General features: G+C 70.5%; 22 protein-coding genes. 6 read left to right on the top strand and 16 right to left on the bottom strand.

What is annotated here, in order from left to right:
- Nucleotides 1–12: 12 nt before the first annotated feature.
- The 9 genes from tyrS to ABD207_RS22220 all read right to left on the bottom strand — a co-directional run bounded on the left by tyrS (nt 13) and on the right by ABD207_RS22220 (nt 8,994).
- A complete protein-coding gene (gene tyrS, locus ABD207_RS22260) occupies nt 13–1,416 on the bottom strand; it encodes a tyrosine--tRNA ligase (RefSeq protein WP_344014876.1) in 1,404 nt (467 codons plus the stop codon).
- Nucleotides 1,417–1,513: 97 nt separating this feature from the next.
- Complete coding sequence (locus ABD207_RS22255; protein WP_344014875.1) at nt 1,514–2,425, bottom strand: glycosyltransferase family 2 protein; 912 nt, start codon at nt 2,423–2,425, stop codon at nt 1,514–1,516.
- Complete coding sequence (locus tag ABD207_RS22250) at nt 2,422–3,486, bottom strand: hypothetical protein (protein WP_344014874.1); 1,065 nt, start codon at nt 3,484–3,486, stop codon at nt 2,422–2,424. The genes ABD207_RS22255 and ABD207_RS22250 overlap by 4 nt, the downstream gene beginning before the upstream one ends.
- A gap of 23 nt (nt 3,487–3,509) precedes the next feature.
- Entirely contained in the window at nt 3,510–4,220 is a 711-nt protein-coding gene (locus tag ABD207_RS22245; RefSeq protein WP_344014873.1) for a class I SAM-dependent methyltransferase, read from the bottom strand.
- A gap of 14 nt (nt 4,221–4,234) precedes the next feature.
- On the bottom strand, nt 4,235–5,251 hold the full coding sequence (locus ABD207_RS22240) for a nucleotidyl transferase family protein (RefSeq protein WP_344014872.1): 1,017 nt from the start codon (nt 5,249–5,251) through the stop codon (nt 4,235–4,237).
- Complete coding sequence (locus ABD207_RS22235) at nt 5,248–6,144, bottom strand: radical SAM protein (protein ID WP_344014871.1); 897 nt, start codon at nt 6,142–6,144, stop codon at nt 5,248–5,250. The genes ABD207_RS22240 and ABD207_RS22235 overlap by 4 nt, the downstream gene beginning before the upstream one ends.
- Nucleotides 6,138–7,289 carry a hypothetical protein gene (locus ABD207_RS22230; protein ID WP_344014870.1) on the bottom strand — a complete coding sequence of 384 codons (1,152 nt, stop codon included), beginning with the start codon at nt 7,287–7,289 and terminating at the stop codon, nt 6,138–6,140. The genes ABD207_RS22235 and ABD207_RS22230 overlap by 7 nt, the downstream gene beginning before the upstream one ends.
- A gap of 17 nt (nt 7,290–7,306) precedes the next feature.
- Nucleotides 7,307–8,254, bottom strand: a complete 948-nt coding sequence (locus ABD207_RS22225; protein ID WP_344014869.1) for a zinc-dependent alcohol dehydrogenase — start codon at nt 8,252–8,254, stop codon at nt 7,307–7,309.
- 62 nt (nt 8,255–8,316) lie between these two features.
- On the bottom strand, nt 8,317–8,994 hold the full coding sequence (locus ABD207_RS22220; protein ID WP_344014868.1) for an HAD family hydrolase: 678 nt from the start codon (nt 8,992–8,994) through the stop codon (nt 8,317–8,319).
- A gap of 784 nt (nt 8,995–9,778) precedes the next feature.
- On the opposite strand from ABD207_RS22220, the gene ABD207_RS22215 reads away from it, so the two are divergent.
- Both ABD207_RS22215 and ABD207_RS22210 read left to right on the top strand, forming a co-directional pair.
- Nucleotides 9,779–10,753, top strand: coding sequence for a P-loop nucleotide/nucleoside kinase family protein (locus ABD207_RS22215; protein ID WP_425580791.1), 975 nt, complete (start codon nt 9,779–9,781; stop codon nt 10,751–10,753).
- Nucleotides 10,750–11,310: a phosphotransferase-like protein gene (locus tag ABD207_RS22210; RefSeq protein ID WP_344014866.1), complete on the top strand. Its 561-nt coding sequence runs from the start codon at nt 10,750–10,752 to the stop codon at nt 11,308–11,310. The genes ABD207_RS22215 and ABD207_RS22210 overlap by 4 nt, the downstream gene beginning before the upstream one ends.
- A 37-nt stretch (nt 11,311–11,347) precedes the next feature.
- Here ABD207_RS22210 and ABD207_RS22205 read toward each other — a convergent pair whose 3' ends face one another.
- Both ABD207_RS22205 and ABD207_RS22200 read right to left on the bottom strand, forming a co-directional pair.
- Nucleotides 11,348–12,205, bottom strand: coding sequence for an NAD(P)-dependent oxidoreductase (locus tag ABD207_RS22205; RefSeq protein ID WP_344014864.1), 858 nt, complete (start codon nt 12,203–12,205; stop codon nt 11,348–11,350).
- The gene (locus ABD207_RS22200) at nt 12,202–12,873 is read right to left on the bottom strand and encodes an HAD family hydrolase (RefSeq protein WP_344014863.1); all 672 of its coding nucleotides are present in this window, start codon (nt 12,871–12,873) and stop codon (nt 12,202–12,204) included. Before ABD207_RS22200 ends, ABD207_RS22205 begins: the two co-directional genes overlap by 4 nt.
- 966 nt (nt 12,874–13,839) lie before the next feature.
- Between ABD207_RS22200 and ABD207_RS22195 the strand changes: the two genes are divergently transcribed.
- Nucleotides 13,840–14,352 carry a hypothetical protein gene (locus ABD207_RS22195; protein ID WP_344014862.1) on the top strand — a complete coding sequence of 171 codons (513 nt, stop codon included), beginning with the start codon at nt 13,840–13,842 and terminating at the stop codon, nt 14,350–14,352.
- A 276-nt stretch (nt 14,353–14,628) separates the two neighbouring features.
- On the opposite strand, the gene ABD207_RS22190 is transcribed toward ABD207_RS22195, so the two are convergent.
- The 3 genes from ABD207_RS22190 to ABD207_RS22180 form a co-directional block, all read right to left on the bottom strand.
- Nucleotides 14,629–15,285 carry a class F sortase gene (locus ABD207_RS22190; RefSeq protein WP_344014861.1) on the bottom strand — a complete coding sequence of 219 codons (657 nt, stop codon included), beginning with the start codon at nt 15,283–15,285 and terminating at the stop codon, nt 14,629–14,631.
- A gap of 113 nt (nt 15,286–15,398) precedes the next feature.
- Nucleotides 15,399–15,956 (bottom strand): hypothetical protein, encoded by a 558-nt coding sequence (locus ABD207_RS22185; RefSeq protein WP_344014860.1) that lies wholly within the window; start codon nt 15,954–15,956, stop codon nt 15,399–15,401.
- A gap of 440 nt (nt 15,957–16,396) precedes the next feature.
- On the bottom strand, nt 16,397–16,831 hold the full coding sequence (locus ABD207_RS22180) for a gamma-glutamylcyclotransferase family protein (RefSeq protein ID WP_344014859.1): 435 nt from the start codon (nt 16,829–16,831) through the stop codon (nt 16,397–16,399).
- Between the two features lie 197 nt (nt 16,832–17,028).
- Between ABD207_RS22180 and ABD207_RS22175 the strand changes: the two genes are divergently transcribed.
- Complete coding sequence (locus tag ABD207_RS22175; protein ID WP_344014858.1) at nt 17,029–18,672, top strand: M4 family metallopeptidase; 1,644 nt, start codon at nt 17,029–17,031, stop codon at nt 18,670–18,672.
- Nucleotides 18,673–18,827: 155 nt separating this feature from the next.
- Here ABD207_RS22175 and ABD207_RS22170 read toward each other — a convergent pair whose 3' ends face one another.
- Together ABD207_RS22170 and ABD207_RS22165 are read right to left on the bottom strand one after the other, a co-directional pair.
- Nucleotides 18,828–21,299, bottom strand: coding sequence for a molybdopterin oxidoreductase family protein (locus ABD207_RS22170; protein ID WP_344014857.1), 2,472 nt, complete (start codon nt 21,297–21,299; stop codon nt 18,828–18,830).
- A gap of 172 nt (nt 21,300–21,471) precedes the next feature.
- Nucleotides 21,472–22,173 (bottom strand): SanA/YdcF family protein, encoded by a 702-nt coding sequence (locus tag ABD207_RS22165; protein ID WP_344014856.1) that lies wholly within the window; start codon nt 22,171–22,173, stop codon nt 21,472–21,474.
- Between the two features lie 235 nt (nt 22,174–22,408).
- On the opposite strand from ABD207_RS22165, the gene ABD207_RS22160 reads away from it, so the two are divergent.
- Both ABD207_RS22160 and ABD207_RS22155 read left to right on the top strand, forming a co-directional pair.
- On the top strand, nt 22,409–23,254 hold the full coding sequence (locus tag ABD207_RS22160; RefSeq protein WP_344014855.1) for a sirohydrochlorin chelatase: 846 nt from the start codon (nt 22,409–22,411) through the stop codon (nt 23,252–23,254).
- Nucleotides 23,255–23,283: 29 nt separating this feature from the next.
- A complete protein-coding gene (locus ABD207_RS22155; protein ID WP_344014853.1) occupies nt 23,284–24,606 on the top strand; it encodes a deoxyguanosinetriphosphate triphosphohydrolase in 1,323 nt (440 codons plus the stop codon).

Here is a 24,606-nt window from a genome sequence, read left to right as displayed (position 1 = left end):
CCGTGCCTGATTTCAGAGATCGATGCGGGCGACCTTGCGGCCCACCTTCAGGTACAGCTCGGCACCTTCAAGTGCCCCTACCTCGCTCACGACTTCGCCGAGCTTCTGCTGGACAGCAGCCTCTGAGAGCGGCATGGCCTGCTGCTCTCCGTCTGACTCGCGGATCAGGCGAAGGCCCTTCTGCTGAGCCACACGGCGCACGGCGGAGATGCTGGGAGCGAAGTCCAGCGTCCGGCTGACGAGCGCGCCGAGCGTCTCCTCGGCGTGGTCCTTCAGGGAGACGACGGGGAGGTTCTGCGTGTCTCCGAAGGATCGCTTCGAGAAGCGCGCCGTGAACTCCGCCCGCGCGGCGGCAGCGGCGTCCAGGCCGTGGAGGGCGGCCACCACCTCGCCGGCGAGGATCCGCTTGACCGCCATCGGGTGCGCGGATCCCTCCTTCAGGCGCTTGGTGACCACGCGGATCTCGTCGTCCGTCCACTCGGTGAGCAGCTGGAGGTACTGCTCGGTCAGGTGGTCGGGGATGGACATCAGCCGGCCGTAGACGTCATCGGGCGACGCCGTCAGGCCCACGTAGTTGCCCTTGCTCTTGCTCATCTTGGTGCCCGTGCCGTCGGTGCCCTCGATGAGCGGGGTGGTGATCACGACTTCGGGGGTCTGGTCCGAGATCTCCATGACCTTGCGGCACATCTGGAGGTTCAGCAGCTGGTCCACGCCGCCGAGTTCGACGTCGGCGTCGATGGCCACCGAGTCCCACGCCATGACGACGGAGTAGACGAACTCGGCGACGGACAGCCCGTGGCCCTCGGCGAGCCGGGTGCGGAAGTCCTCACGCTGGAGCGACATGGAGACCGGCACCCGGGCAAGGACTCCGACGAGCTCCGGCAGGGTGACCTTGTTCAGCCACTCGCCGTTGAAGCGCAGGTCGGCACGCTCGAAGTCGATGAACGGCGTGACCTGCTGCTGGTAGCCGCTCAGGTTGCGAGCGATGTCCTCGTCGGTGAGGGGCGGGCGCTCCGAGGAGCGTCCCGACGGGTCGCCGATCTTGGCCGTGACGTCGCCGATGATGAAGACGACGTGGTGGCCCATCCGCTGGAACCGGCTGGCGATGATGATCGGCACCGCGTGGCCGAGGTGGACATCGGGCGAGGTCGGGTCGATGCCGTACTTGACCACAAGAGGGCGTCCTGCGGCCTGTGCGGCTTCGATCTTCTCGGCGAGCACTGTGGCCGAGGGGATCAGGTGGTTCGCGCGCCCCTCGACCAGGGCGGCCTGTTCCTGGGGGGAGAGGTCGGAGAGGTCGAGGGAGCGCCTGGCTGTTGTCTCGTCGAGCAGCTGCGCGACCGTATAGTCCGCGCCCAGGTCCGCTCCATCGAGGATGTGCATGACACGGGTGACGGACTCGCTCAAACGGCTCATGGCGCCTATACGCTCCTGGGTCGGACAACTGGCCTGACCAGTATGGGATTGGAAGCGGCGATTTTATCATCGCCGCCCTCGACGCATGGCAGGGTGATCATGATTGGGCCTGCCGTCCTGGATTCGTCGTCAGCCGCACCAGCGGGCGTCCCACGATGGTGCTGGAGAGGGGGCGGAGCCACGGAGTTATCGGCTTCCGTGCCCGAAGCGTGCCAATGAGCATTCCCGGAATCAGGCGCATCGCGGACAGACGCTCGCCTCTTTGCACGGCAGATTCCACTCCGTGGCCGAAAGCGAGCGTGCGGAAATGCCAGGAGATCCTTCTGAGCTCACGAGTGGTCGCCCACGCCGGAGGACTCTCGTACATCGCGCGGAGACGATCTGACAGCGCGATGCACACGTCAGCTCGGTAGTCCTGTGAGACGCCGGGCGTACTGCGGTCGGTCATGCTGCGGGGATGGACCCGATAGAAGGTCAAGGGGTGCTGGAGGCCCACGCCTTGGCCGGCCTCACGCAGGGCGTGGAAGAAGATCTCGTTGTTCACGGGCAGGAGGCTGAGGGCGGCATCACGGTGGACCAGAAGTGTGCTGGTATTTCCACCCGGGTGCGGTTCCCGCAGCATCGGGTTTCCGTGCGAATCGACCACGTTTTCCCAGTGCTCGATGAACAGTGCTCCACCCCTCATTGCCTCGGCGCATGTACGCAGCTTCGACGGGTGGAACCAGTCGTCGGCGTCGAGCGGGGCCACCCAGTCACCGGTGCTGAGGAGAAAGGCGTCGGTCAGGGTTCGGCCGAATCCTTGCTGGCTTCTCCGAATGACCTTGATGGAGCCCTTGTGGCGAAGGAAAACCTCCTCGGTTTCGTCGGTGGAGCCGTCGTCGATGACGATGACTTCGTGAAGGACGAAGTTTCCGGGCTCTTGTTCCAGGCAGCTCCTTATGGCCCGGTCGAGATATCGGCCGTAGTTGTGGCACAGGATCACGCATGAAATGCGCGGAGGGGCGCTCACCGGTCACCTCCGTACACGCCGGCATATTGGTCGAGGATCGTCCGGTGCTCCTGAGCCCTGTAGTCGAGGAACTCGCGGTCGAGGTGGCGGGGCCTGGAGCCGAGCCGCGCTGCCGCGTTCTCCAGCGCGGTCAGGAACTTCTCTCCGAAGAGATTGGGGTGCCCCTGCGACCAGTCGAACCATTCGGGTTCTTCGACGTGCCCCTTGTGGCGCTCGTATTGCTCGGGCAGGTGGCCCGTGAGGGAGCAGACCGGAAGCAGGTTCAGGTCGAAGGCCAGTTCCAGCTGCCCGGAATGGCTGCCCCAGAGGTATGGCAGCAGCAGCGAGTCCGAGGCCAGACCGGCTCTGACCACTTCCTCGTCCGTGGGATACGGGCGCATGGTGAGGCGGATACGGGGATCGCGCCCGGCCGTCTCCAGGAGCAGCGGAGCACGGCCGCCGTCGGCGAAGTCGGCCGGACTGAATGCGCGCAGAAGGACGTGGAGAGTGCTGTGGGGATCCCTGATCCCCAGGCTCCAGTTGGCCATGGTGGACAGCTGGTCCCGGCTGGCACGGGAAGCGCCAAACATGAGATACCGGGCCGGCGAGCTGCTCGACTCGCGCTCCAGGCCGGCCAGCGACTCCGGGGCCGCGACGTACCCGTGAGGAATGACCGTTGCCCGGGGACGCTCGCCGAGAACCTCGGCGAGCGTTGCGACAGAACCCTCGGTGAGACAGACCCAGCTGACCTCGGCGGAGTGGAGCATGCGCAGCCGCGCGGTGAAGTCCTCGGCATTGCCGACCATGGGGCGCGTGTCGTGGGCCGTGAAGACCACGTTGACTCCGTGGTTCAGGCACTCGTCGAGCAAGCGCTCCAGGGTGGCGATGTCCTCGTAGTCGATGTGGTGCAGGTGCAGGACGTCGAGCCATGTGAGAGGGCCATGGTCGAGGAGCCAAGCGGCGCTGACCGCCGCCGGCACCGTGTCGCCGCTGGGGATCTCGGTCCCGTTCAGAATGTGGAAGTCGCGGCTCTGCAGCTTCCACGCGTACGGAGTACGAGCGGGGAGGTGGACGACGCGCATGCCCTGGGACCGCAGAACCGCTGTCACCGCTCTTCCCCCTCCGCCTCTCCCACGCCGACGAGGAGCAGCTGGGTGGACAGGCCGTTGGAGGCGTCGTCGCTCCGGGTGAGCCCGGCGTAGTGGATCTCGAACCCGGACGCCCGCAGCAGTGCCTGGAACTCGTCGCTTGCCCATTCCCGGACGTGGCTGGGGTTGCGGGGCGGGCCCGGAGTGTCGTAACCGCTGCGGCACTCGCGGGCCGGCGTGGACAGCACGGCGGCGGCGCTGCCTTCCAGAAGAAGGCCACGGACGAGGGACAGGGCCGGCATCGGATTTACCAGGTGCTCGATGACGTCGGAGCAGACCACGATGGACCGGCGCACGAGGGAAGGTTCGATGGGCAGCCGCTCGGCCGACTCGAGATCGACCTCGATCCATTCCCCGAAGGGGTGGTTGTCACGGCACCAGATGAGGTTGTCCCCGAAGTCCACGCCGATGTAGGTCCAGGCCGGGTACTCGCCGGCCAGAGACGCCAGCTTGCCCGCCCGTCCGCAGCCGATGTCGATGACGACGTCGCGGCCGAGTTCATTGGCCCGAGCCGCGGTGTACGGGTAGACGTCGGGCTGCCAGGTGACGGTGTCGTCCGTCTCGTCGAGGAAATACTCCACGTGGTCCCGGCTGCGGTAGCCGCTCCTGATGAAGTAGGACTCAGGGCCGCCGACGGGCTGGCGGGAGGTCGCGGGGTTCGTGTGCACGAGAGGCTCCTTGGTTACTTCGGCCAGTGGGAGAACAGTGAGATCAGCCGCTCGACCAGCTGCTCGCGTACGGTGAGCCATTCCGGGCTTCCGGCGCGGCGCGCGGCCGAGGCCCGGTCGTACTCCCGACCGTCGACCTCGGGCAGACACGCGTACATCTGGAGCAGCGCCGAGCCGTCGTCGGTGGGCGCCGTGTCGGTGTCCGCCTGGAGCAGGAGCCGGATGTCCTCGGCGCACATGGAGGCATCGATCCCGGAGCCGGGGATGCTCTTGCTCATCTTCGGGAGGCCGCCGAGGCCGGGGATCATCTTGGTGTAGATGCCGGACAGGCGTTCCGCGGGCAGGCCCCAGCGTTCCGCTCCGCGCCGTGCGAGGGCGACGTACTTGTGCTCGTCGACCCCGAGGGAGACCAGGACGTGACGTCCTTCGCGGAGGAGGTGCACGAAGTCCGCGGCCATGAGCAGGGTGGCCTGCTTCATGCCGTAGCTGAGGTGGTCGAAGACTCCGTGGTTGCGGTAGAGGCCGGCGAGGTCCTCCTCCGCCCAGTGGAAGTCCTCGTCGTCCAGGTGGCGCGACAGCAGGAACGCGGTGGCCAGGACGTCGGTCTCGCCCTCCTGCCGACGCAGCACGCCGCGCTTGGCATCGAACCCCAGGCCCAGGACGAACTCCTCATACTGGTCGGCGAGTCTCCGCACGGAGTCCAGGGGCGTGCGGCGGGCGTTGTAGGAGTCGAGGTCGCCCAGGACGATCTGGACGTCGAGGCCGCACTGCTGCAGCTTGATCGCGCGCAGCAGCTGGAAGAGGGTGCCGGCGTGGGGCGGCCCTCCGAGACCGACCCCGGTGGTGACGATCGCGGGCTGCTCGTCCGCGACCGCCTCCGCGAACCCGCGTGCTCCCGTGTGGCACACCCACTTCGTGCGCAGGTCGTCGGGGCTCATCCCCGCGAGGGCGAAGTCGATGGTGCCGAGCCCCAGGCGTTCGTAGCTGTGCTGGTCGATGACGTTCTCGTAGTACGCGGCGTCGAACTTCATGCGATTCCTTCCATCTGCGTCTGCTCGCGGAGGGCGAAGGCCCGGCGGACCAACGGTTCGAAGCCGTCGACGAGGAGGTCGCCGAGCACCTCGTTGCGGGGAGCCGCGACGCTGCCGAGGTCCGCGGTGACCGTTCCGTCGGCGAGGACCCAGACACGGAACGGGTACTGGTCCTCCGGGGCACGCGTGGGCTGGGCGTAGATCGCCACCCCGTCGACCATGTCGCGTACGTCGTCCACGGCCCGTACGAAGTCATCCCGCTCGAAGCCGTAGATCTCCGCCTTGCGCGTGTTCGCGCGGCCGATGGGGCGGTACTGTGAGATCAGCCAGTACTCGACGTCGGTCTGCTGGGCCACCCCGGCGATGAGCTGGGCGAGACGGGGCAGTTCCTTCACGGAGCCGGCCGTGGTGAACGTGTTGAACGCGAGCCGCCTCTGGTCAGCGGTGAGGAACTCGACGTTGGACAGGAACCGTTCGAAGTAGCCCTGTCCGCGGAACCAGTTGGCGGTCTCGGCGTCCGGGCCGTCGACTGCCAGGGAATAGATGGTCACGTGGTCGCGGAGACCGATGTAACGCTCGCTCAGCAGCAGCCCGTTGGTGTGGAGGTTCGTCTCGAAGCCGACTTCGGTGGCGTGCCGGAGAGCGATCTCCAGGTGGTTGTCGTACGGCATCACCGGGTCGCCGCCAGTAAAGACGCACCGGTGGGCTTCGGACTCGGCGCGGACTCGGTCGATGACACGGCGAACCGTGTTCGCGTCGGTGCTGACCCGGTTGCGCTCGCGGTAGCAGAAGCGGCACACGCCCGGTGAGGTATTGGTCGGTGCCAGGTCCCAAGCGTTGCAGTCGGTGTTGAGGACCAGGTGGACGATTCCGAGTTCGTCGTGCGTCAGCACGGTGCCTCCTCCTTGATGCCGGTGCTGATCAGGAGGGCTGGCGGGGATACGGGGCGCAAGAGCGAGTTGAGCTGGTGCGGGGCACCTCCCGTGAGCCGTACGAACTGCTGGAGCGTGTCCAGACCCGCACCCGCGTAGATGATGGAGAGGGCCTTGTCGATGCCGGACTGGATGGTAGGGACCACCTCGGACATCACCATGAGCAGAGCGGCGTTAAGGGCGACCGCGTTCCGCGCCTCACTGGTGTCCCGGCCGGCAAGTACGCGTATCGCGGCGGCGACGTTCTCCTGCGGGTCCTCGCACTGGGTGACGGACGACAGGTTCTGGGGCATCGAGGCCGCGCCCTTGCGTACCTCGTCGTTGAACGCCAGGTCCTCGTCGCCGACGTTGACCCGGCAGGCCCGCACGGTGCTTCCGGGGAGCAGTTCGTCGACCTGGACCGCCTGGCCGACGCTGGAGTTGATGACCGCCACGTCCGGCAGGCCGAGCCGGGAGAGCAGCCGGGCGGAGGCACCGACTGCGGGGTGCGAGAGGCCGTACACGTAGGCGGGACAGCGGACGGGGCTGAGGAGGGCGGGAAACGCCAGGCTGAGGGCGTGCACGGCCTGGAACCTGCCTCCGTAGCGGCGATCGAACTCGGGTACGCGGTTCTCGATGGAGAAGAACCCGAAGCCGATCTCCGCCGTGATGTCGACCATCTCCTGGTGCGGCACCGCGTCGCTCGTCGCCCCCACGAGGTCGATGAAGTCGCGGGACCCTGTCTTCGACGACGCACTGCGTGATCCGAGCTTCGCGACGTGTGCGCCCGAGGTGGCCGCCACCAGCGCGGCGGCGGTGCTGAGGTTGATCGTCTTGAAGGTCTTCTTCCCGCTGCCCGTGTAGCCGACGAACCGAATGCCCTCTGGTGGCTGATGGAAGTCCCAGCCACTTCGGTCCAGGGACGTCGCGGCCTGGACCGCTGCTTCGACCTCCTTCAGTCTCGGTCCACGCAGGAGCAGTCCCGTCAGGACGCTTCCCAGCATCACGTCGCGCGTGTGGCCCTCCGGTAAGGCGAGCATGTGCATGATTCCGTCATGGACGTCGTGGGGCGGGATGTCGGCCGGTGAATTGATCTTGTGGGCCAGCGATGGTGTTGTGACCACCATGGCTTGGGCTCCTTCCGTCACGTGTCGGAGGTGAGCAGGACCTTGAAGGGGCGATGGCGGGCTTCGTTGTGCAGGGCCGCCAGCCCCTGCGGCAGTTCGCTGAGCGGGAATCGGTCTCGGGTCATCAGGGCGGCCCAGTCGCCGCCCTTGGCGATGACATCGACGGCGTCTCGGAAGTCGTCGTGGCCGTCTGCGCGGCAGTACGAGAAGGAGCCGCGCAAGGTGATCGAGCGACGGAAGACGTCCCGCAGGGGAAGCGAGAGAGTGACGCGGGGCGCGTAGGCGTTCTGGACGAGGACTGTCCCACCGTCACGGACAGCGCTCAGGGCCTGGCGTATGGGGGCGTCGCTGTGACCGGACGCGGCGTCCACGACGGAGCCGCACGCCGGAAGCTCGGCAGAGTGCAGGGTGATGTGCCGGTCGAGGACGTACCGCAGTTGATGTGACCGCGACGGTTCCCTGACCAGCATGTGGACGTCCCACCCCGCCTGTGCCGCGCAGATGGCCGTGCACACCGCAAGGACTCCGCCCCCGATGATGCCGAGCCGGCCAAGGGGCACCCGTAGCCCACAGCGGACTCCGTGCAGGGCCACGGCCATGGGATCGGCGAGGATTCCGTGCGCGGGATCCTGCAGATGGGGAAGCGGGATGACGTTGTCGCGCGGCACTCTCACGCATTCGGCGAGACCCCCGGGGAGATCCCACCCGATGCGCTGGAGTCGTGCGCAGAGGTGGATATGGCCGCGGTCGCAGTAGTGGCACGAGTGGCAGGGGACCAGCGGGTCGATCGCGACCCAGTCCCCCGTCTCAGTGTCGATGCCGACGATCTCGTGCCCGGGGTACCACGGTTCCGGCAATCGCCCTTGCCACGGGTGGTTGAGCTTCGCGACGTCGCTTCCGCACAATCCCGTGTAGCGCGTCTTGATGATCGTCGTATCGCGCGCCGGGGGCATGTTGGCGGACATGCTGGTCGGAGCGGGGTGCTGGCAGAGGACGCCGTTCTCGACCGCCCACGCGTACGAGCCGCTCATCGCGTCCCCCAACTGTCCAGCAGGGAAGGCAGAGCTTCGACACTGGGTATCGCCCGGCCGGACCAAGCGGTCTCGCCGAACACGAGGCTGCTCGGCCCTCCGCGTCGTTCCACGCGGACCGCACGCATCCCGGCCCGCTCCGCACCGGCCAGCTCGTCGCCGCCGCCATCGCCGCAGTAGATGGCTTGATGCGGGGCGACGTCGAGTTCTCGGAGGACCGTGCGGAAGAGCAGACAGTCGGGCTTCACCGCGCCCGCCCCGCAGCTGAAGACGACGGCGTCGAAGTGCGGCGCGAGCTCGCTGCGGTTCCACGCCTCGGCGATGTCCGGGGACGCGTCGCTGAGGATGGCCAGCCTGGCACCGCCGTGCTGAAGCTGCTCCAGAGCCCGCAGGAGAGTTGCATCCGCCTGAAGACGGACAGCGGCGAGCCGGGCCATGAGCATTTCCAACTCACCCACGCGCCCTGCAGTGGCGTTGCAGCGTGCGACGAGGTAAGCCGCGACTTCGGTAGCGGACGCCAACTGCCCGTCGTGCCTCGCCTGCCAGCTGTCGGACAGCACCGCTTCGGCGACCGACGGGGAAACGCCCATGACCTCGGCGAACTGGGCAGCGGCAGCCTTCCGTTCGACCGCACTCGGGGCTGCGACGAGCGTGCCGAAGAGATCGAGTACCACCGCGATCGGGCGCGGAGCCGGAGCAGCGGAGCTACCCTGGGGGGAAGTGCCAAGCGGTACGTCGCTCACTGGGTGTGTGGAGGACGTGGGCAGAGTCGTCGACAAGGGGGTGGACGTCGGCGGATAGCGCATGGTGGCCCCAATCAGTAGATCAGTGATCTCGTGCAGAACCGGACTCTTGAGTCGGCTGGCCTACGACCCGGCGCCGACTGATCGGGCGTCCGATTGACGGGTATGAAGGGCTTGGCTGCCACCAGGTCGAGGAGGCCGTGTTGGGCCGACGGGGCTTGGTGACGCCCACGGCGCGCTCACAGCCTCAGCCCCGACAACAGGTCGGCGACCGACGCCGTCACGTCCTTCACGAACGGGCCGACGTTTGTGGGTCCCGGTGAGATACAGACCGAAAACCACGCACACCACGGCGTGGCTCGCTTTGAGGCCGCCTCCGCGGCACAAGAAGATGATCACGATGCCGAGAATCAGCAGGACAGCAACATCGACAGCCACCGCGGAGCCCCCTCCGATCTCGGACGATTACTGGAGACCGAGGCGGGTACTGGGACGACCGCGTCGGTGTGACCATGACAGCGGTCCAGAGGTGTGCGGAGTATCACGAGCTGTTGCCGAAGCTGCTCATCAGCGGTTCATGCTTGGTAGGTCTGACTTTTCAACATCCGCTTACACACGTGCTCATGAGAGGCTGACCTAGGCTCCGAATCATGACCAGGGATGGGCAGGCGGTAGCGCGGTGGGGAAGAGTCGCCCGGGGTGGCGTCCGGACAGGTTGAGGCAGCAACGCGAAGCTCACGGCCTGACTCTCGAAGGCGCGGGCGAGCAGCTGCGCGAAGTGGCCCGGGCCGCGGGGCTCGCAGTGCCAGCCGCCAACTTCCAGACGCTGTGGCAGCACGAGCAGGGTGAGGTCTATCCCGGGCCGCACTACCGTCGCGCGTACTGCCTGCTGTACCGCGCGACCGAGCCTGAGCTCGGCTTCCGCAACGCTCTGCCCGACGAGGCCACGAAGCTCAAGTTCACCGCGTCGCGCGAACCGCACAACGGAGCCCATGTCCTTGCCGTGGAGCGCGCGTTGCTCCAGCTCGCGCCCGGCTCCGAGGACGTTGATGGGCAGGGCATGCAGCAGCGCATCCTCGACGCCTGGAAACGACGCCATACAGGGGGCGATCCGAACAAGCCGACCCTGATGATGGTCGGTGGCTACGCGGGCAGCGGGAAATCGGAGTTCTCCCGCTTCATATCCCAGCTCACCGGGTGGCCCGTCCTCGACAAAGATCCGATCACACGGCCCCTCGTCGAGCGCCTGCTCGTAGAGATGGGCAGCGAGCCCAACGACCGGCACACCGACCTCTACCGGGAGAAGGTCCGCCCGCTGGAGTACCAGTGCCTCCTGGAGACCGCGTACGCGAACATCGACTGCGCGATCAGCACCGTACTCAGTGCGCCCTTCATCGCCGAGGTCACCGACCCTCGTTGGATGCAGCGCCTGATCAATCGCTGCGAAGCACGTGGCGTCACCGTGGCCGTCGTCTGGATCCAGTGCGACATCGACACGATGCACGAATACATCAGCTTCCGGTCCGCTGCCCGGGACAGCTGGAAACTCCAGAACTGGGACACCTACGCCGCGGGTATCGACCTTGAGCTGCGGCCCGTCGTACCGCACTTGGTCGTCGACAACCGGCTCGGCGCCGCGATTTCACTCACGGACCAGGTGCGCCAAGTCTTCGGGACGGTGTTTCAGTGAGCCAGGGCATCCTGCTGTACGGGCCACCTGCAGCAGGCAAGGACACGATCACGGCGGCACTCGCCGAACTCGACGCGCGGTACGTGCCGTTCGCTCGGCTGAAGATCGGGGCGGGGAAGACCCAGGGCTACCGCATGGGCACACCGGAGCAGCTGGCCGCCTTGGAGGCACGTGGCGACGTCATCTATCGCAATGACCGGTACGGCAACATTTACGTCGTCGACCGGCCCGGCCTCGACCAGGCCATGGAGGGCGGCAGGATCCCTGTCGTACATCTCGGTCAGATGGTGGGGATGGAGCGGGTGACCGCGCTTTACCCGGTGCTCTGGGTGCGCGTTTTACTGTGGTGTTCCAAAGAGACCACCGCCCGACGCTCACCGCAGCGGGGCGACACCGACACGGCGGCCCGGCTGGCCGCGTGGGACGCCACTCAGGCCGATCTCGCAGCTCATCCGCGGGCTCGCTGGGAGCTGGGCGTGGACACGGAAGCGACAGCACCCCGTGAAGCCGCGGAGAGGATCGATGCGATCGTTCGCGCGTCGTCGCCTCGCTCCTGACGGCCAGGACGTCATCGACGCAGCGGACGCGACCAGCTCAACCCGGGCTGTCCAGGTTCCCTTGTGCCCGCAGGGCTTCCAGCGCGCCGGCGATGTCCAGGCGCTCGTCTCGGTTGTCGTCCCACCGCGCGAGCGTTGCGGCCGCGGCGTGCATGAGAGAGTCCGGAAGCCCGGCGTCGGCGAGCAAGGCCGCCGCGTCCTCAAGTTCTGGGCCCCAACGCCAGGCTCGTGCAGCGGTCTTGGGGATGTAGTCGGTCTCCAAGAGGTAGCTTCGGGTGCGCTTGGCTGCGATCTCCAGTAGCTCGTCCGCGACGCCGTACGTTTCGGCTGCCCCGTACGCCACGGCGGCCAGCACGCGGGAGACCTTCTGGTAGCTGGAGTACGTGAGCTTGAGTGCGGAGGCTTTGCCGATGCTGTCGCCCAGGACGTGGGGTCGCACATCGGTGCCGGCGAAGAGTTCGGCGATCCGGTCGGGCTGCTTGCTGGGGCCGGACAGATAGAGCGTCGGGTACTTGCCGCCCACCGGAGGCGATCCGACCACGGCGGCATCGATGACCGGCCTCGGGGCCAGGCGATCGGCGATTCGCTGCACGCGCGACGGCGACACGGCGTTCGCTTCAACATAAATCGTGCCCGCGCTGGCCTTACCGAGTTCGGCTACCTGGGCGGCAGTCTCTTCCGCTGCGGCCGGAGGGCATAGGGAGAGCAGGACGTCGGAGCGGGAGACGAGTTCGGGGAGTGCTTCGGGTTCGAGGCCCGCCTGCTCGGCCCGACTGCGGGTTGCGTCGCTGCGTCCGTCAGGACACCACAGCACGATGTGGCCGCGGGCGCGCAGCTGGGCGCCGAAGGCGGATCCCATGCTTCCGGGGTGCAGCAACCCGATGGTGACCGTCATGTCGTGGTCCTCGTGTAGTCGGCGGAGTGCAGAAGCAGCAGGTCGATGGCGGCGCGTGCATGCGGCGCCACGTGGTCCGGCCCGGGATCGTCCGGTGGCCACGAGCGGCCGTTGCAGATCCATATGGTGTGCAGCCCCGCTGAACGTCCGCCGCTGATGTCGTTGACCGGGTTGTCGCCGACCATCCAGCCGCCGTCACCCAGCACGGTGCCGCAGCGGGCCGCCGCCAGGGCGAAGTGACGGGTCTGCGGTTTGCGCGCGTCAGCCTCCTCGGAGACGAAGAGGCCGTCCACACGCTCGGAAATACCAGTGGCCCGCAGCTTGGCGCGCTGGATGTCCACCGCACCGTTGGTCGCCACCCCCACTCGCCAGCCGGCAGCACGCAGCTCCTCCAAGCCGTCCAGGACTTCGCCCGGGCACGACACCGAGGCCGCGATGTCGGCGCAGTACGTGCGCCACAACTCATCGGTCGACGTGGCCAGCCGGTACCGGGTACAGATCGCGTCAAAGGTGGATGGATAGGCCCGCTCGGCCACCATGTCCAAGATGTACGCCTGCTCCTCATCCCCGAGGCCGTACCGGGCGGTGAACTCGGCGGCCCAGCCGGTGAGCGTTTCCTGCCGGTCCACGAGGGTGTTGTCGAGGTCGAAGAGAACGAGGCGCTGCATATCCTGCACCCTATTTTGCCCCTCGCTCTCCGAGGCACAGCAGGAAACCATCCGAGCCTTCTGCGTCAGCTCCTGGTTTCCGTCCAGCGGGCGGGGGAGACAATGACCTCCGTTGCCAACCACACGTCGTGAGAGGTGTTGCTTGGATTCGTCGCGCCGAAAGGCGAGCTCGCAGACCGTACAGCCGGCCGAAGACGCAATCAACCGCACCCTGGCCAAGGCACCCTCTCAACAGAGAAGACTTGCGGACGGCCGTGAGACGAAGACCGTCCTGATCGGCATGGTCCGCGAGTGGGCGGAGATACGCGGCGGCAGTTTCGAGTGCCGACCCGCCGGCAGTCGGTCGGCTCACCTCTCCGACGACTTATGGGCAATCGGCGACTTCCGCCCGCTCGGACTGAGTACGGATCTCTGCGCCATCAGTGACCACGCAATGGCACGTACCTTCGCTTCCGGCTACCGAGAATCGGTCGTCGGCAACGCACCGCCAGTGTCCTTCTGGAGCACCGTCACCATGCTGGAAGACGCCATTCCCGTGATGCTGGCGGCGCTCGATCGTGAGCTGACCGGTGCGGTCGGGCTCCTCGACTGGTACCTGCAGACTCCATGCTGGTCCCCCCTCTGCCGACAGCATCCAGACGACGGCGATGCGTCCTTCTGCGGCTCGCCGAGCTGCGCGTTGGCCACACCTGAAACGCCGTGCGACTGTGTCTGTGGCGGCGTGAACCACGGGATGGGAGTGGAGTCACTCCAGGCCCTACGTCCAGCGCCTCCCGACTGGTCCTCCGCGCCGGCACCTGTGTGGCATCCGGGCGCTGGCACCGTGGAAGTCGACCGTGCGGATGGACGAGTCGCCGGGCGTGACCCCTTCGGTCGGCACGGCGCTCGCGTACGGCCGCCGTCATCGGCATGGACCTCGCCTGCCGCTAGCACACCGCGCAGGCACTGAGACAGGAAGGGCCACCCGTGACATATGAACTGATTTCTATCTGCGATGCCTGCAAGCAGGCCATCGCTGACGGCGAAGGCGGCCTCTGGGTAGACATGTCGGAGGTCGAACAGGCATCGATCAACGAACGGGCCTGGGAACAGCTCGAAGCCGAGCAACACGAAAGCGGGGTCAGGACGTTCTCCGGTGAAAGTATCCAGTCTTACCCGGATCCCGCCCGCTGGCGCGTTCACCACTACTCGTGCGACCCATCCCCCAGCGCCAACTCGTACGCCATTGAGGTCCACCGGTGCCGCAGCTGGGCCGATCTTGTCTGGTGGACGGCCCACCTCATGGGCAAGTCATGGCTCGGACAAACGGACTGGGATGAGCTGCTCCAACAAGCGAGCGAGTCCGCAGGAAACCGCATCACTCCGGCGGTACGGCCACACCTGCACCAAGCTCAGTGGGCGGGACGCGGCTCGGCTCAGAAGACAGGCCGGAGCACTGGTCGGCCCGCATGGCACATCCGACGGTGCCATCTCGACTGAATGTGGGCCTGTCGCTTAACGTGGACGGCGTCCGCCTCATCCTCGACAAGCTGGAGACATGGCGGGACAGCGGCCGTACGGACGACATTCTCGACGAACCACGGGCAAGCCGGTGTTGGCCACGGACTGGCCTAGTTGTAGTACGAGGTCGGTCACGGCGTCGTCCCTGGCATCGGCCTTCTACGTCCCGGTGGTTCACGTCAAAGTGCCCGGCGTGCACGCCACCCGACCGCGGGGAGTGGTTGGACGGTGCTCGGCCCGAGAGCTGAGGCCCGGTCAGCGGCTGCCGGTCAGGTGGGCGAAGACGACGACGTTGCCCCGGTAGCCGGTGGTGCGGGAGTATCCGCCGCCGCAGGTGATGACGCGCAGCTCGGGGCGGTCGGCCGCGCCGTAGACCTTGCGGTCGGGGAAGTTCTCCGCCTGGTAGACCTCGACGGCGTCCACGGTGAACACGGCGACGGTGCCGTCCCGGCGGTCCACCTCGATGGTGCTGCCCTTGCGCAGGGCGCCCAGGGAGTAGAACACGGCGGGGCCGTCCGCGTTGTCGACATGGCCCGCGACGATCGCGGTGCCCGTCTCGCCGGGGGTGGTGCCCTCCTCGTACCAGCCGGCGAGGTCCGGGCGCTCGGCGGGCGGGACGTCGAGGCTGCCGGAGGCGGTCAGGCCCAGCCCCATGAGCGGGGCGTCCACCTCGATCGCGGGAATCCGGATCCGGTCGGGCGCCGAGGGGGCCATCGCGGGTGCCGAGGAACGGCCGCCGCCGTGGTCGTCGCCCTGGCCCGAGCGGGCCGCCTGCGCGGCGGACGGCTGCGGCGGGGCGTGCGGCGCGGCGCCGTCGCGCAGCAGCCATATGCCCGAGCACAGCGCGAACATCGTGACCGCGGCTATCGCGGTGTTGCCCGGACTGCCGATACGGCGGATGCTGCGGCGCATGACCAACTGACCTCTCCTGATCGGGTCCCGTGCCCCCTCCGGGCCGCGAGGGGCGTCGGACCCGGAGGGGGAGGGACATGCGGTACCGGCGGACGGGCAGCGGAGGGTGCCCGTCAGATCCCGTCGCCTCTCGCCCGGCGATGCAGGAGCCAGGTACCGCCCGCGGCGGCGACGGCCAGGGCTGCCACGCCTGCCGCGGTCTGCACGGGGCCGGGGCCCAGGGCGCCCCCGACCCCCGTCTTCACACTTCCGCGGGGGTACACCTGCTGGGCCTCGGACGACAGCGTGACCACCAGGTCACCCGTCACCCGCCGGCCGCTGCCCGCGCAGGTCGCGACGATCTCGTACGTCCCCGGCTGTGCGCTCGGCGGCACCCGGAACTGCCCGGTGATCTCCCGCTCGCCGGCGCCCGGCGCCAGCGTGAAGCGGCCCGCGCCCACCGCGGTGGCGTCGCCCTCCGTCGCACCCTCCCCGTCGCAGGCCCCGGTGTGCACCGTGACCTGCCCGCCCGGCACGGCCGAGGACGGGTGGACGTCGAGGCTCCCGGCCGACGCGTCGAAGGGGCGGCCGTCCGGGGCGGCGGGCTGACCGGCGTACGCGGGCACGGCGAACGCCCCCGCGGCGGCCACGGCGAGCGCGGTGCCGGTCAGCAGCCGGGCGGTACCTCGCATCGATGCTCCCTCCAGCTCACGAAGGGCCGCACCCCGCAGCACCCCCATGTGCCGCCGTCGGACGCGTCCCTGCTCTAGCGAGGTAAGTGCCATCGCGCCCGGCCCGCTCCCCGAGGGCACGTCAGGGGGCGGGCTGAACGGGTGTCAGGAGGGGCGGCACCGTCCCCGCGGGCCCGGTGTTTCAGCAGGTCACCGGCGCCCGGACGGGCGACGGAAACGGAATGGCCGAAGAGTGGTCCGGTGCGGCGGTGAACGGGTGACCGCCCCGGCACCTCGTCCCTTCGCCCCCGCCCCGTCGTCCGCCCGCGCTCCGGCGTCCGCCCGGCCTCCGTCGTCCGGTTCCGCCCGCGCTCCGGCGTCCGCCCGGCCTCCGTCGTCCGGTTCCGCCCGCGCACGCGGGGCGGCCACCGCCGACGCCCGGCACCTCGCGCCCCGCCGCATCAAGGCGACGGGCGCCGCGCCCGCCCCCGGCCCCGCCAGTCCCCGCCGGCGACCAGCTCACCGCGGGCCCGCAGCCGGGCCGCCACGGCGGGGGCGGCGAGGTACACCCAGGCCCGCACCTCCGCCCCGTCGCGCTCGCGCACGACCCGCCGCACCACCCGCTCGTAGAGATTGCGCGGATCGCCCGGCGCGTAGTCCTCCAGCCGGTCCAGCTCCGCCAGCAGCGCCGGGTACTCCGTCTCCCGCGCGGTGACCAGCTCCCCGCTGACCGCGCCGCCCGGCTGCTCCACTGCGTAGGGGTAGCCCGGCCCCTCGTAGAGCACGGCGCCCGGCAGCCGGCCCGGCTCCTCGGCGAGGGTGCGGCCGCGCAGGAAGCGGTCGTGGTTGACCTCTCCGGGGCGGAGGGTGCCGTAGACGAAGAAGGGGAGAATCACGCGTTTCACCTGCGGGGACGGTCGGCGGTGCCCCTCTGCACGGAAGTGCCACGGGAGCCTTGCAGGAACGATTCTCACCCCTCACACACCCGCACATTCACGGTATGGACATGCCATGTCCGGTCCCACTTGAATCGCGGTCACCATCCCCGCCGCCCCTCTCCCCATCTGCATCGGGGCCCGTTCCAGGAGACCGCTTGAGCCCGATACGGCACGTCCGACGTCCCCGCCTCGTGACCGCCGGTGTGGCGGTCGCCGGCACCGCCCTGCTGGCCGCCGCGCTCACCCCCACCGCCGGCGCCGCCGACCGGCCGGCCCGCTCCACCGCGCTCGCCCACGCCGCCGCGGCCCTCGAGGAGCACGCCGCCGCCCTGGGCCTGACCACCGCCCAGGACACCAAGGTGCGGGACGTGATCGTGGACCGGGACGGCACCCAGCACATCCGCTACGACCGCACCTACCGCGGACTGCCCGTCCTCGGCGGCGACTTCGTCCTGCACCTCGCCCCCGACGGCACCTACCGCGGGGCCGACCGCGCCACCGACGCCGCGATCGACCTGCCCACCGTCACCCCGAAGCTCGCCGCGCCGAAGGCCGCCGACCTCGCCGCGAAGCTGCTGCGCGCCGCCAACGCCGGCGAGACCCTCAAGCGGCTCACCGCCAGGCCCCGGCTGGTCGTCGACGCCCTGCACGGCGCGCCCCGGCTGGCCTGGCGCACCGACGCGGTGGCCCAGGACGGCCGCGGCAACCCGGTCGCCCGCACCGTGCTCACCGACGCCCGCAGCGGCGACCGCATCGACAGCTGGGACAGCCTGGCGACCGTCTCCGGCGACGGCGAGTCCCTCTACGGCGGCACCGTCCCGCTTCAGACCACCGCCTCCGGGCCGGGGTACCAGCTCAAGGACCCCACCCGCGGCGGCACCTACACCGGCGACGCGGCCAACAAGACCGACCTGTGCGTGCTGAACGTCTGTCTCACCCGCGCCCCCGCCACCGTCTTCACCGACGACGACAACCACTGGGGCAGCGGCGACGAGTCCGACCGGGCGACGGTCGCGGTGGACGCCCAGTACGGCACCGACGCCACCTGGGACTACTACGAGGACGTCCACGGCCGCCGCGGCATCGCCGGCGACGGCAAGGGCTCGTACAACCGCGTCCACTACGGCAACAAGTACAACAACGCCTTCTGGGACGACAGCTGCTTCTGCATGACCTACGGCGACGGCGACGGCACCCAGATGGGCCCGCTGGTCTCGCTGGACGTCGCCGGGCACGAGATGACCCACGGCGTGACCTCGAAGACGGCCGGCCTGGTCTACTCGGGCGAGTCCGGCGGGCTCAACGAGGCCACCTCCGACATCTTCGGCACGCTGGTCGAGTTCCACGCGGCCAACGCCGAGGACCCCGGCGACTATCTGATCGGCGAGAAGATCGTCCGGGACGGCTTCGGCAAGGACGCCCTGCGCTACATGGACAAGCCCTCCAAGGACGGCAAGTCCGCCGACTGCTGGAGCCCCTCGGTCAAGGACCTCGACGTCCACTACTCCTCGGGCGTCGCCAACCACTTCGCCTACCTGCTCGCCGAGGGCAGCGGCGCCAAGACCCTCGGCGGCGTCGCCCACAACTCCCCGACCTGCGACGGCTCCACGGTCACCGGCATCGGCCGCGCCAAGCTCGGCAAGATCTGGTACCGCGCGCTGACCGTGCACATGACCTCGTCGACCGATTACGCGGGCGCCCGCACCGCCACCCTGAAGGCGGCCGCCGACCTCTACGGCGAGGGCGGCACCGAGCACCGCGCGGTCGCCGCGGCGTGGAGCGCGGTCGGCGTGAACTGACCGCGCCCGCCGGAGCCGATGGGCGGGCGGCGTCCTACGGAGCCGACGGGCCGACGGCGCCCTTTCGTGGACGACGGGCCGACGGCGCCCCGCGCAGCTGCCGACGGCGTCCCTCGCAGTGACCGACGGCGCCCTTCGGGGCGCCGTCGGCGCGCTCAGGGGCGCACCGCCTCCACCCGCACCGCGCACGCCTTGAACTCCGGCATCCGCGAGGTCGGGTCCAGGGCCGGGTTGGTGAGGGTGTTGGCGCGGCCCTCGCCCGCCCAGTGGAAGGGCATGAACACCGTGTCGGGCCGGACCGCGGTGGTGATCCGGGCCGGCGCCACGGCCCGGCCCCGCCGGGACACCACGGCCACCGGGTCGCCCTCGGCCGCGCCGAGCCGCTCCGCCAGACGCGGATGCAGCTCGACGAACGGGCCGGGGGCGGCGGCGTTCAGCTCGTCCACCCGCCGGGTCTGGGCGCCGGACTGGTACTGGGCCACCACCCGCCCGGTGGTCAGCAGCACCGGGTACTCCTCGTCCGGCTCCTCGGCGATCGCCCGGTGCGAGACGGGGACGAAGCGGGCGCGGCCGTCCTCGGTGGCGAACCGGTCGAGGAAGAGGCGGGGAGTGCCGGGACGGACCCCGGCACCGGCCGGCGTCTCGTCCCGCACCGGGTCGTCGGCCACGGCCTCGGGCGAGGCGTCCAGCGAGTCCAGCGAGGCGTCCTCGGAATCGCCGGTGTCCGGCACGCCGTCTTCGGTGCCCGGCACACGGTCCCCGGTGTCCGGCACACGGTCCCCGGTGTCCGGCACACGGTCCCCGGTGTCCGGCACACGGTCCCCGGTGTCCGGCACACGGTCCCCGGTGTCCGGCACACGGTCCCCGGTGTCCGGCACGCCGTCTTCGGTGCCCGGCACACGGTCCCCGGTGTCCGGCACACCGTCCCCGGTGCCCGGCACACGGTCCCTGGTGTCCGGCACACCGTCCCCGGTGCCCGGCACACCGTCCCCGGTGTCCGGCGCGCCGTCCGCGGAGGGCTCCGCCGGGCACGGCCAGAACACGCCGTTCTCCTCCGCCAGCCGGCGGTAGGTGATCCCGGAGTAGTCGGCGGGCCCGCCCGCGCTCGCCCGGCGCAGCTCCTCGAAGACCTCCTCGGGGTCGGTCGGGAAGCCCTTCTCCACGCCGAGCCTGGCGGCCAGTTCGTGCAGCACGTACAGGTCGCTGTGCACGCCCTCGGGCGGGGCGATCGCCCGGCGGCGCAGCAGCACCCGCCCCTCGAGGCTGGTGGTGGTCCCCGTCTCCTCCGCCCACTGGGTGACCGGCAGCACGACATCGGCGAGCGCGGCCGTCTCCGACAGCACCACGTCGCACACCACGAGGAAGTCCAGCGACCTGATCCGCTGCTCGATGTGCGCGGCGCGCGGCGCCGACACCACCGGGTTGGAGCCCATCAGCAGCAGCGCGCGGATGTCGCTGCCCAGCGCGTCCAGCAGCTCGTAGGCGCTGCGTCCCGGGCCGGGCAGCGAGTCCGGGTCCACGCCCCACACCTCGGCGACGTGCCGCCGCGCCTCCGGGTCGGTGAGCTTGCGGTAGCCGGGCAACTGGTCGGCCTTCTGGCCGTGTTCGCGCCCGCCCTGCCCGTTGCCCTGCCCGGTCAGGCAGCCGTAGCCGGACAGCGGGCGGCCCGCCCGGCCCGTGGCCAGCACCAGGTTGATCCAGGCGCTGACGGTGTCCGTGCCCTTGGACTGCTGCTCGGGGCCGCGGGCGGTGAGCACCATGGCGTGCTGCGGCTCGCAGAACAGCCGTACCGCCTCCCGCAGTTGGGGCACCGGCACGCCGGTGATCCGCTCCACGTACTCCGGCCAGTGCGCCATCGCCGCCGCCCGGGTCTCCTCCCAGCCGACCGTGCGCTCCTGGATGTACCGCTCGTCGGTGCGGCCCTCGGCGACCACCAGATGCAGCAGGCCCAGGGCCAGCGCCAGATCGGTGCCGGGGCGGGGCGCCAGATGCAGGTCGGCCTGCTCGGCGGTCCGGGTGCGGCGCGGGTCGATCACTACGAGCGTGCCGCCGTTCTCCTTCAGTTCGGTGAAGTAGCGCAGCGACGGCGGCATGGTCTCGGCCGGGTTGGAGCCGACCAGGATCACGCAGCCGGTGCGCGGGATGTCCTCCAGCGGGAACGGCAGCCCGCGGTCCAGGCCGAAGGCCCTGCTTCCGGCCGCCGCGGCCGAGGACATGCAGAACCGCCCGTTGTAGTCGATCTGCGAGGTGCCGAGGACGACCCGGGCGAACTTCCCCAGCGAGTAGGCCTTCTCGTTGGTCAGCCCGCCTCCGCCGAACACGCCGACCGCGTCCGCCCCGTACCGCTCGCGGGTGCCGCGCAGCCCCTCGGCGATCCGCCCCAGCGCCTCGTCCCAGCCGGCCGGCTCCAGCGTGCCGCCCGGGGAGCGCACCAGCGGAGTGGTCAGCCGCACGCCGGAGGCGAGCACCGCGGGCGCGGTCCGTCCCTTGCCGCACAGGGCACCCCGGTTCACCGGGAAGTCCGCCCGCTCGCTCACCTCGACGGTGCCGTCGGCGGCGGGCGTCAGATTCATCCCGCACTGCAGGGCGCAGTAGGGGCAGTGGGTGGGCGTCACGGTGTTCTGCATGCGCTTCAGCGTGCGTCGCCGGTGTTACGCCGCACGCCGGCTGCTGTTACGCGCCCGGTACGGCGGCCTCCCCCCGCCCTCGGGAAGGCGGTGAGGTCCGCCGAGCCGGCCGGTCATGCCGCTTCACCGGCTGCCGTTCACGGGTTCACCGGCTGCCGTTCCGGGCGCCGTTTCACCGCGTTCCGCTCTCCGCCAGCGCCTGCCGCACCCCCGGCTCCCGCGGGCCCAGGAACCGCGGGTCCGGGCGGAGGGCGGCGTCGGCGTCCGCCTTGCCCGCCGCCAGAACCTCCCGGACCCCGCCGTAGTACCAGGTGCCGTCGTGCGGCTCGTCCACGCCGACGCCGTAGGAGGTGACCCCGGCCGCCTGGCACAGGGCCACCGCCCGGTGGATGTGGAAGCCCTGGCTGATCAGGACCGCCCGGTCCACGCCGAAGATCTTCTTGGCGCGCACACACGAGTCCCAGGTGTCGAAGCCCGCGTAGTCGCTGACGATCCGCCCGTCCGGCACGCCGTGCCGGGTCAGATAGGCGCGCATCGCGTCCGGCTCGTCGTAGTCGGCGCGGCTGTTGTCGCCGGTCACCAGCACCACCTCGATGCGGCCCGCCCGGTACAGCTCGGCCGCCGCGTCCAGCCGGTGCGCCAGGTACGGTGACGGCTCGCCGCGCCACAGGCCCGCGCCGAAGACCACGGCGACCTGGGTCCGCGGCACGTCCGCGACGGTGTGCAGCCGGTCCCCGGCCGTCAGCCGCAGCCAGGTCGCGGGCAGCAGCGCCAGCACGCATCCGGCCATCACGGCCTGCGCCAGCCGCCGCTGCCCCCTGCGGGTGCGCGGCAGGCGCGGCAGGCGCGGCACACGGACGGTGAATCGGCGCATCGCGGCGGCCCCCCTCGGCTCGGTTCCGGCGCCCCCTCGGCTCGGCTCCCGACCGTCCAAGACGCCCGGCCGCTCCGCCCGGTTCACCCGGCACCGTGTGACCGGCTTCACCCGGCCGGGCCACGCCGCAGGCCAGGGCAGCTCACACGCCCGTCCGGGCCCGCCGTGAAGGGCTGGAAAACGCCCGTCACCCCCGTGCAACGGGGAGGCAATACGGCGCGGCCACCATCGGTGCATGACGGCGACGCACCTCGACAGTACGGCGGACCTCATGAACCGGATCGGCACCAGCCTCGCGGGACAGCTCGGTCTCGTCACGCTGAACGGCAGGCGCCGACCGGCGCCGCCCGCCCTCGTGGTGGTGGCCCACGGCAGCCGCGACCCCCGCGCGCTGAGCACCGTACGGGAGCTCCTCGACGTGGTCCGCGCCCTGCGCCCCGGCCTGCCCGTGCACCTGGGCCACATCGAGCTGAACACCCCGCTGCTGCCCGACACGCTGGCCGCACTCGGCACCGGCGAGGCGGTCCTGGTCCCGCTGCTGCTCAGCCGCGGCTACCACGTCAAACGCGACATCCCCGGCATGGCCGCCCGCGCCGCGGCCCGCACCCGTCTCGCCCCCGCGCTCGGACCGCACCCGCTGCTCGTCGAGGCCCTGCACGCCCGCCTCGCCGAGGCGGGCTGGCGCACCCCCGCGGACGGCGCCACCCGCCGCCGCAGCGCCGTGGTCCTCGCCGCGGCCGGCTCCCGCGACCCCGACTCCCCCGCCGGCTCCGCCCGCACCGCCCGGCTCCTCGCCGGCCGCCTGGGCGTCCCGGTCGTCCCCGCCTACGCCACCACCGCGTCCCCCACGGTCCCCGAGGCCGTCGCGGCGCTGGCCGCCCGCGGCCGCGACCGGGTGGCCGTCGCCTCCTGCTTCACCGCGCCCGGCCGCTTCGCCACCGAGTGCGCGCAGTCCGCCCCCGGGATCGTCTCGTCCCCCCTGGGCGCCCACGAGGCCATGGCCCGGCTCCTGCTCCACCGCTACGACGAGACGGCCGCCACCCCGGCGCACCCGGCCGCCCCCGAACTGGCCTCGGCGTAGAACGGCGGGCGCGGTACTACTGTCTGTACATGCACTACGACGAGTCCGCCGTGGAGCGCTGGGCCCCGGAGCCGGACAAGCGCCCCGGCCGCACCGCCTTCCAGCGCGACCGCGCCCGCATCCTGCACTCCTCGGCGCTGCGCAGGCTCGCCGGCAAGACCCAGGTCGTCACCCCCGGCCAGAGCGCGGGAGGCGCCGCCGCCTGGGACCCCAGCCCCCGCACCCGCCTCACCCACTCCCTGGAGTGCGCCCAGGTCGGGCGCGAGCTGGGCGCCGCCCTCGGCTGCGACCCCGACCTGGTGGAGGCCGCCTGCCTCGCCCACGACCTCGGCCACCCCCCGTTCGGGCACAACGGCGAGCAGGCGCTGAACGACTTCGCCGCCGACTGCGGCGGCTTCGAGGGCAACGCCCAGTCGCTGCGGCTGCTCACCCGCATCGAACCCAAGCGGTTCACCCCGGACGGCTCGGTCGGCCTCAACCTCACCCGCGCCACCCTGGACGCCGCCACCAAGTACCCCTGGCCCCGCGGCGCCCACCCCACCGACCCGGCCTCACCGAAGTTCGGCGTCTACGACGACGACCGCCCCGTCTTCGACTGGCTGCGCAAGGACGCCCCCGGCACCCGCACCTGCTTCGAGGCACAGGTCATGGACTGGGCGGACGACGTGGCGTACTCCGTGCACGACGTGGAGGACGGCCTGCACGCCGGGCACATCGACCCCGCCTGTCTGCACTCCGAGCCGGAACGCCAGGACGTCTTCGCCGTGGCGATCGGCCGCTATGCCGACGCCGGCACCGACCCCGCCGAGCTGGCCGAGGCCCTCGACCGGCTCCTCGCCCAGGAGTGGTGGCCGCACGGCTACGACGGGACCGCCGTCGCCCAGGCCCGGCTGAAGGACGCCACCAGCCAGCTCATCGGCCGCTTCTGCCTCGCCGCCGAGGGCGCCACCCGGCAGGCGTGGGGGAGCGGCGACCTCACCCGCTACGACGCCGAGCTGGTGGTGCCGCGCGGCACCCGCATGGAGTGCGCGGTGCTCAAGGCCGTCGCCGACCGCTACGTCATGCAGCGCGCCGAGCAGGAGCGGCTCCGCGCCGACCAGCGGATCGTCGTCATGGAGCTGGCCGAGCTGCTCACCTCCCGCGCCCCCGACGGACTGGACCCGCAGTTCCGCACGCTGTTCGAGCAGGCGGAGGACGACCGAGCCCGCAAACGGGTGATCGTCGACCAGATCGCCTCGCTCACCGACACCTCCGCCCGCTCGCTCCACGCCCGGATGACCGGCTCCGCACCGGGTACGACACCGGAAGGGGCACCGGGGACCACGCCGGGGGCAAAGACCGCCCGAATGTGA

The sequence above is a fragment of the Streptomyces thermospinosisporus genome, assembly GCF_039526425.1.
GTDB lineage: Bacteria > Actinomycetota > Actinomycetes > Streptomycetales > Streptomycetaceae > Streptomyces > Streptomyces thermocarboxydovorans.
The sequence above is the reverse complement of the archived record's forward strand: the minus strand, read 5'-3'. Positions and strand labels throughout refer to the sequence as shown.

What these genes read in the sequence shown, in the direction of transcription:
- tyrS (WP_344014876.1), bottom strand. Translation starts at nt 1,416, where the DNA reads ATGAGCCGTTTGAGCGAGTCCGTCACCCGTGTCATGCACATCCTCGAT.
- ABD207_RS22250 (WP_344014874.1), bottom strand. Translation starts at nt 3,486, where the DNA reads ATGCGCGTCGTCCACCTCCCCGCTCGTACTCCGTACGCGTGGAAGCTG.
- ABD207_RS22240 (WP_344014872.1), bottom strand. Translation starts at nt 5,251, where the DNA reads ATGAAGTTCGACGCCGCGTACTACGAGAACGTCATCGACCAGCACAGC.
- ABD207_RS22230 (WP_344014870.1), bottom strand. Translation starts at nt 7,289, where the DNA reads ATGGTGGTCACAACACCATCGCTGGCCCACAAGATCAATTCACCGGCC.
- ABD207_RS22225 (WP_344014869.1), bottom strand. Translation starts at nt 8,254, where the DNA reads ATGTCCGCCAACATGCCCCCGGCGCGCGATACGACGATCATCAAGACG.
- ABD207_RS22205 (WP_344014864.1), bottom strand. Translation starts at nt 12,205, where the DNA reads ATGACGGTCACCATCGGGTTGCTGCACCCCGGAAGCATGGGATCCGCC.
- ABD207_RS22200 (WP_344014863.1), bottom strand. Translation starts at nt 12,873, where the DNA reads ATGCAGCGCCTCGTTCTCTTCGACCTCGACAACACCCTCGTGGACCGG.
- ABD207_RS22190 (WP_344014861.1), bottom strand. Translation starts at nt 15,285, where the DNA reads ATGCGCCGCAGCATCCGCCGTATCGGCAGTCCGGGCAACACCGCGATA.
- ABD207_RS22185 (WP_344014860.1), bottom strand. Translation starts at nt 15,956, where the DNA reads ATGCGAGGTACCGCCCGGCTGCTGACCGGCACCGCGCTCGCCGTGGCC.
- ABD207_RS22170 (WP_344014857.1), bottom strand. Translation starts at nt 21,299, where the DNA reads ATGCAGAACACCGTGACGCCCACCCACTGCCCCTACTGCGCCCTGCAG.
- ABD207_RS22165 (WP_344014856.1), bottom strand. Translation starts at nt 22,173, where the DNA reads ATGCGCCGATTCACCGTCCGTGTGCCGCGCCTGCCGCGCCTGCCGCGC.
- ABD207_RS22160 (WP_344014855.1), top strand. Translation starts at nt 22,409, where the DNA reads ATGACGGCGACGCACCTCGACAGTACGGCGGACCTCATGAACCGGATC.
- ABD207_RS22155 (WP_344014853.1), top strand. Translation starts at nt 23,284, where the DNA reads ATGCACTACGACGAGTCCGCCGTGGAGCGCTGGGCCCCGGAGCCGGAC.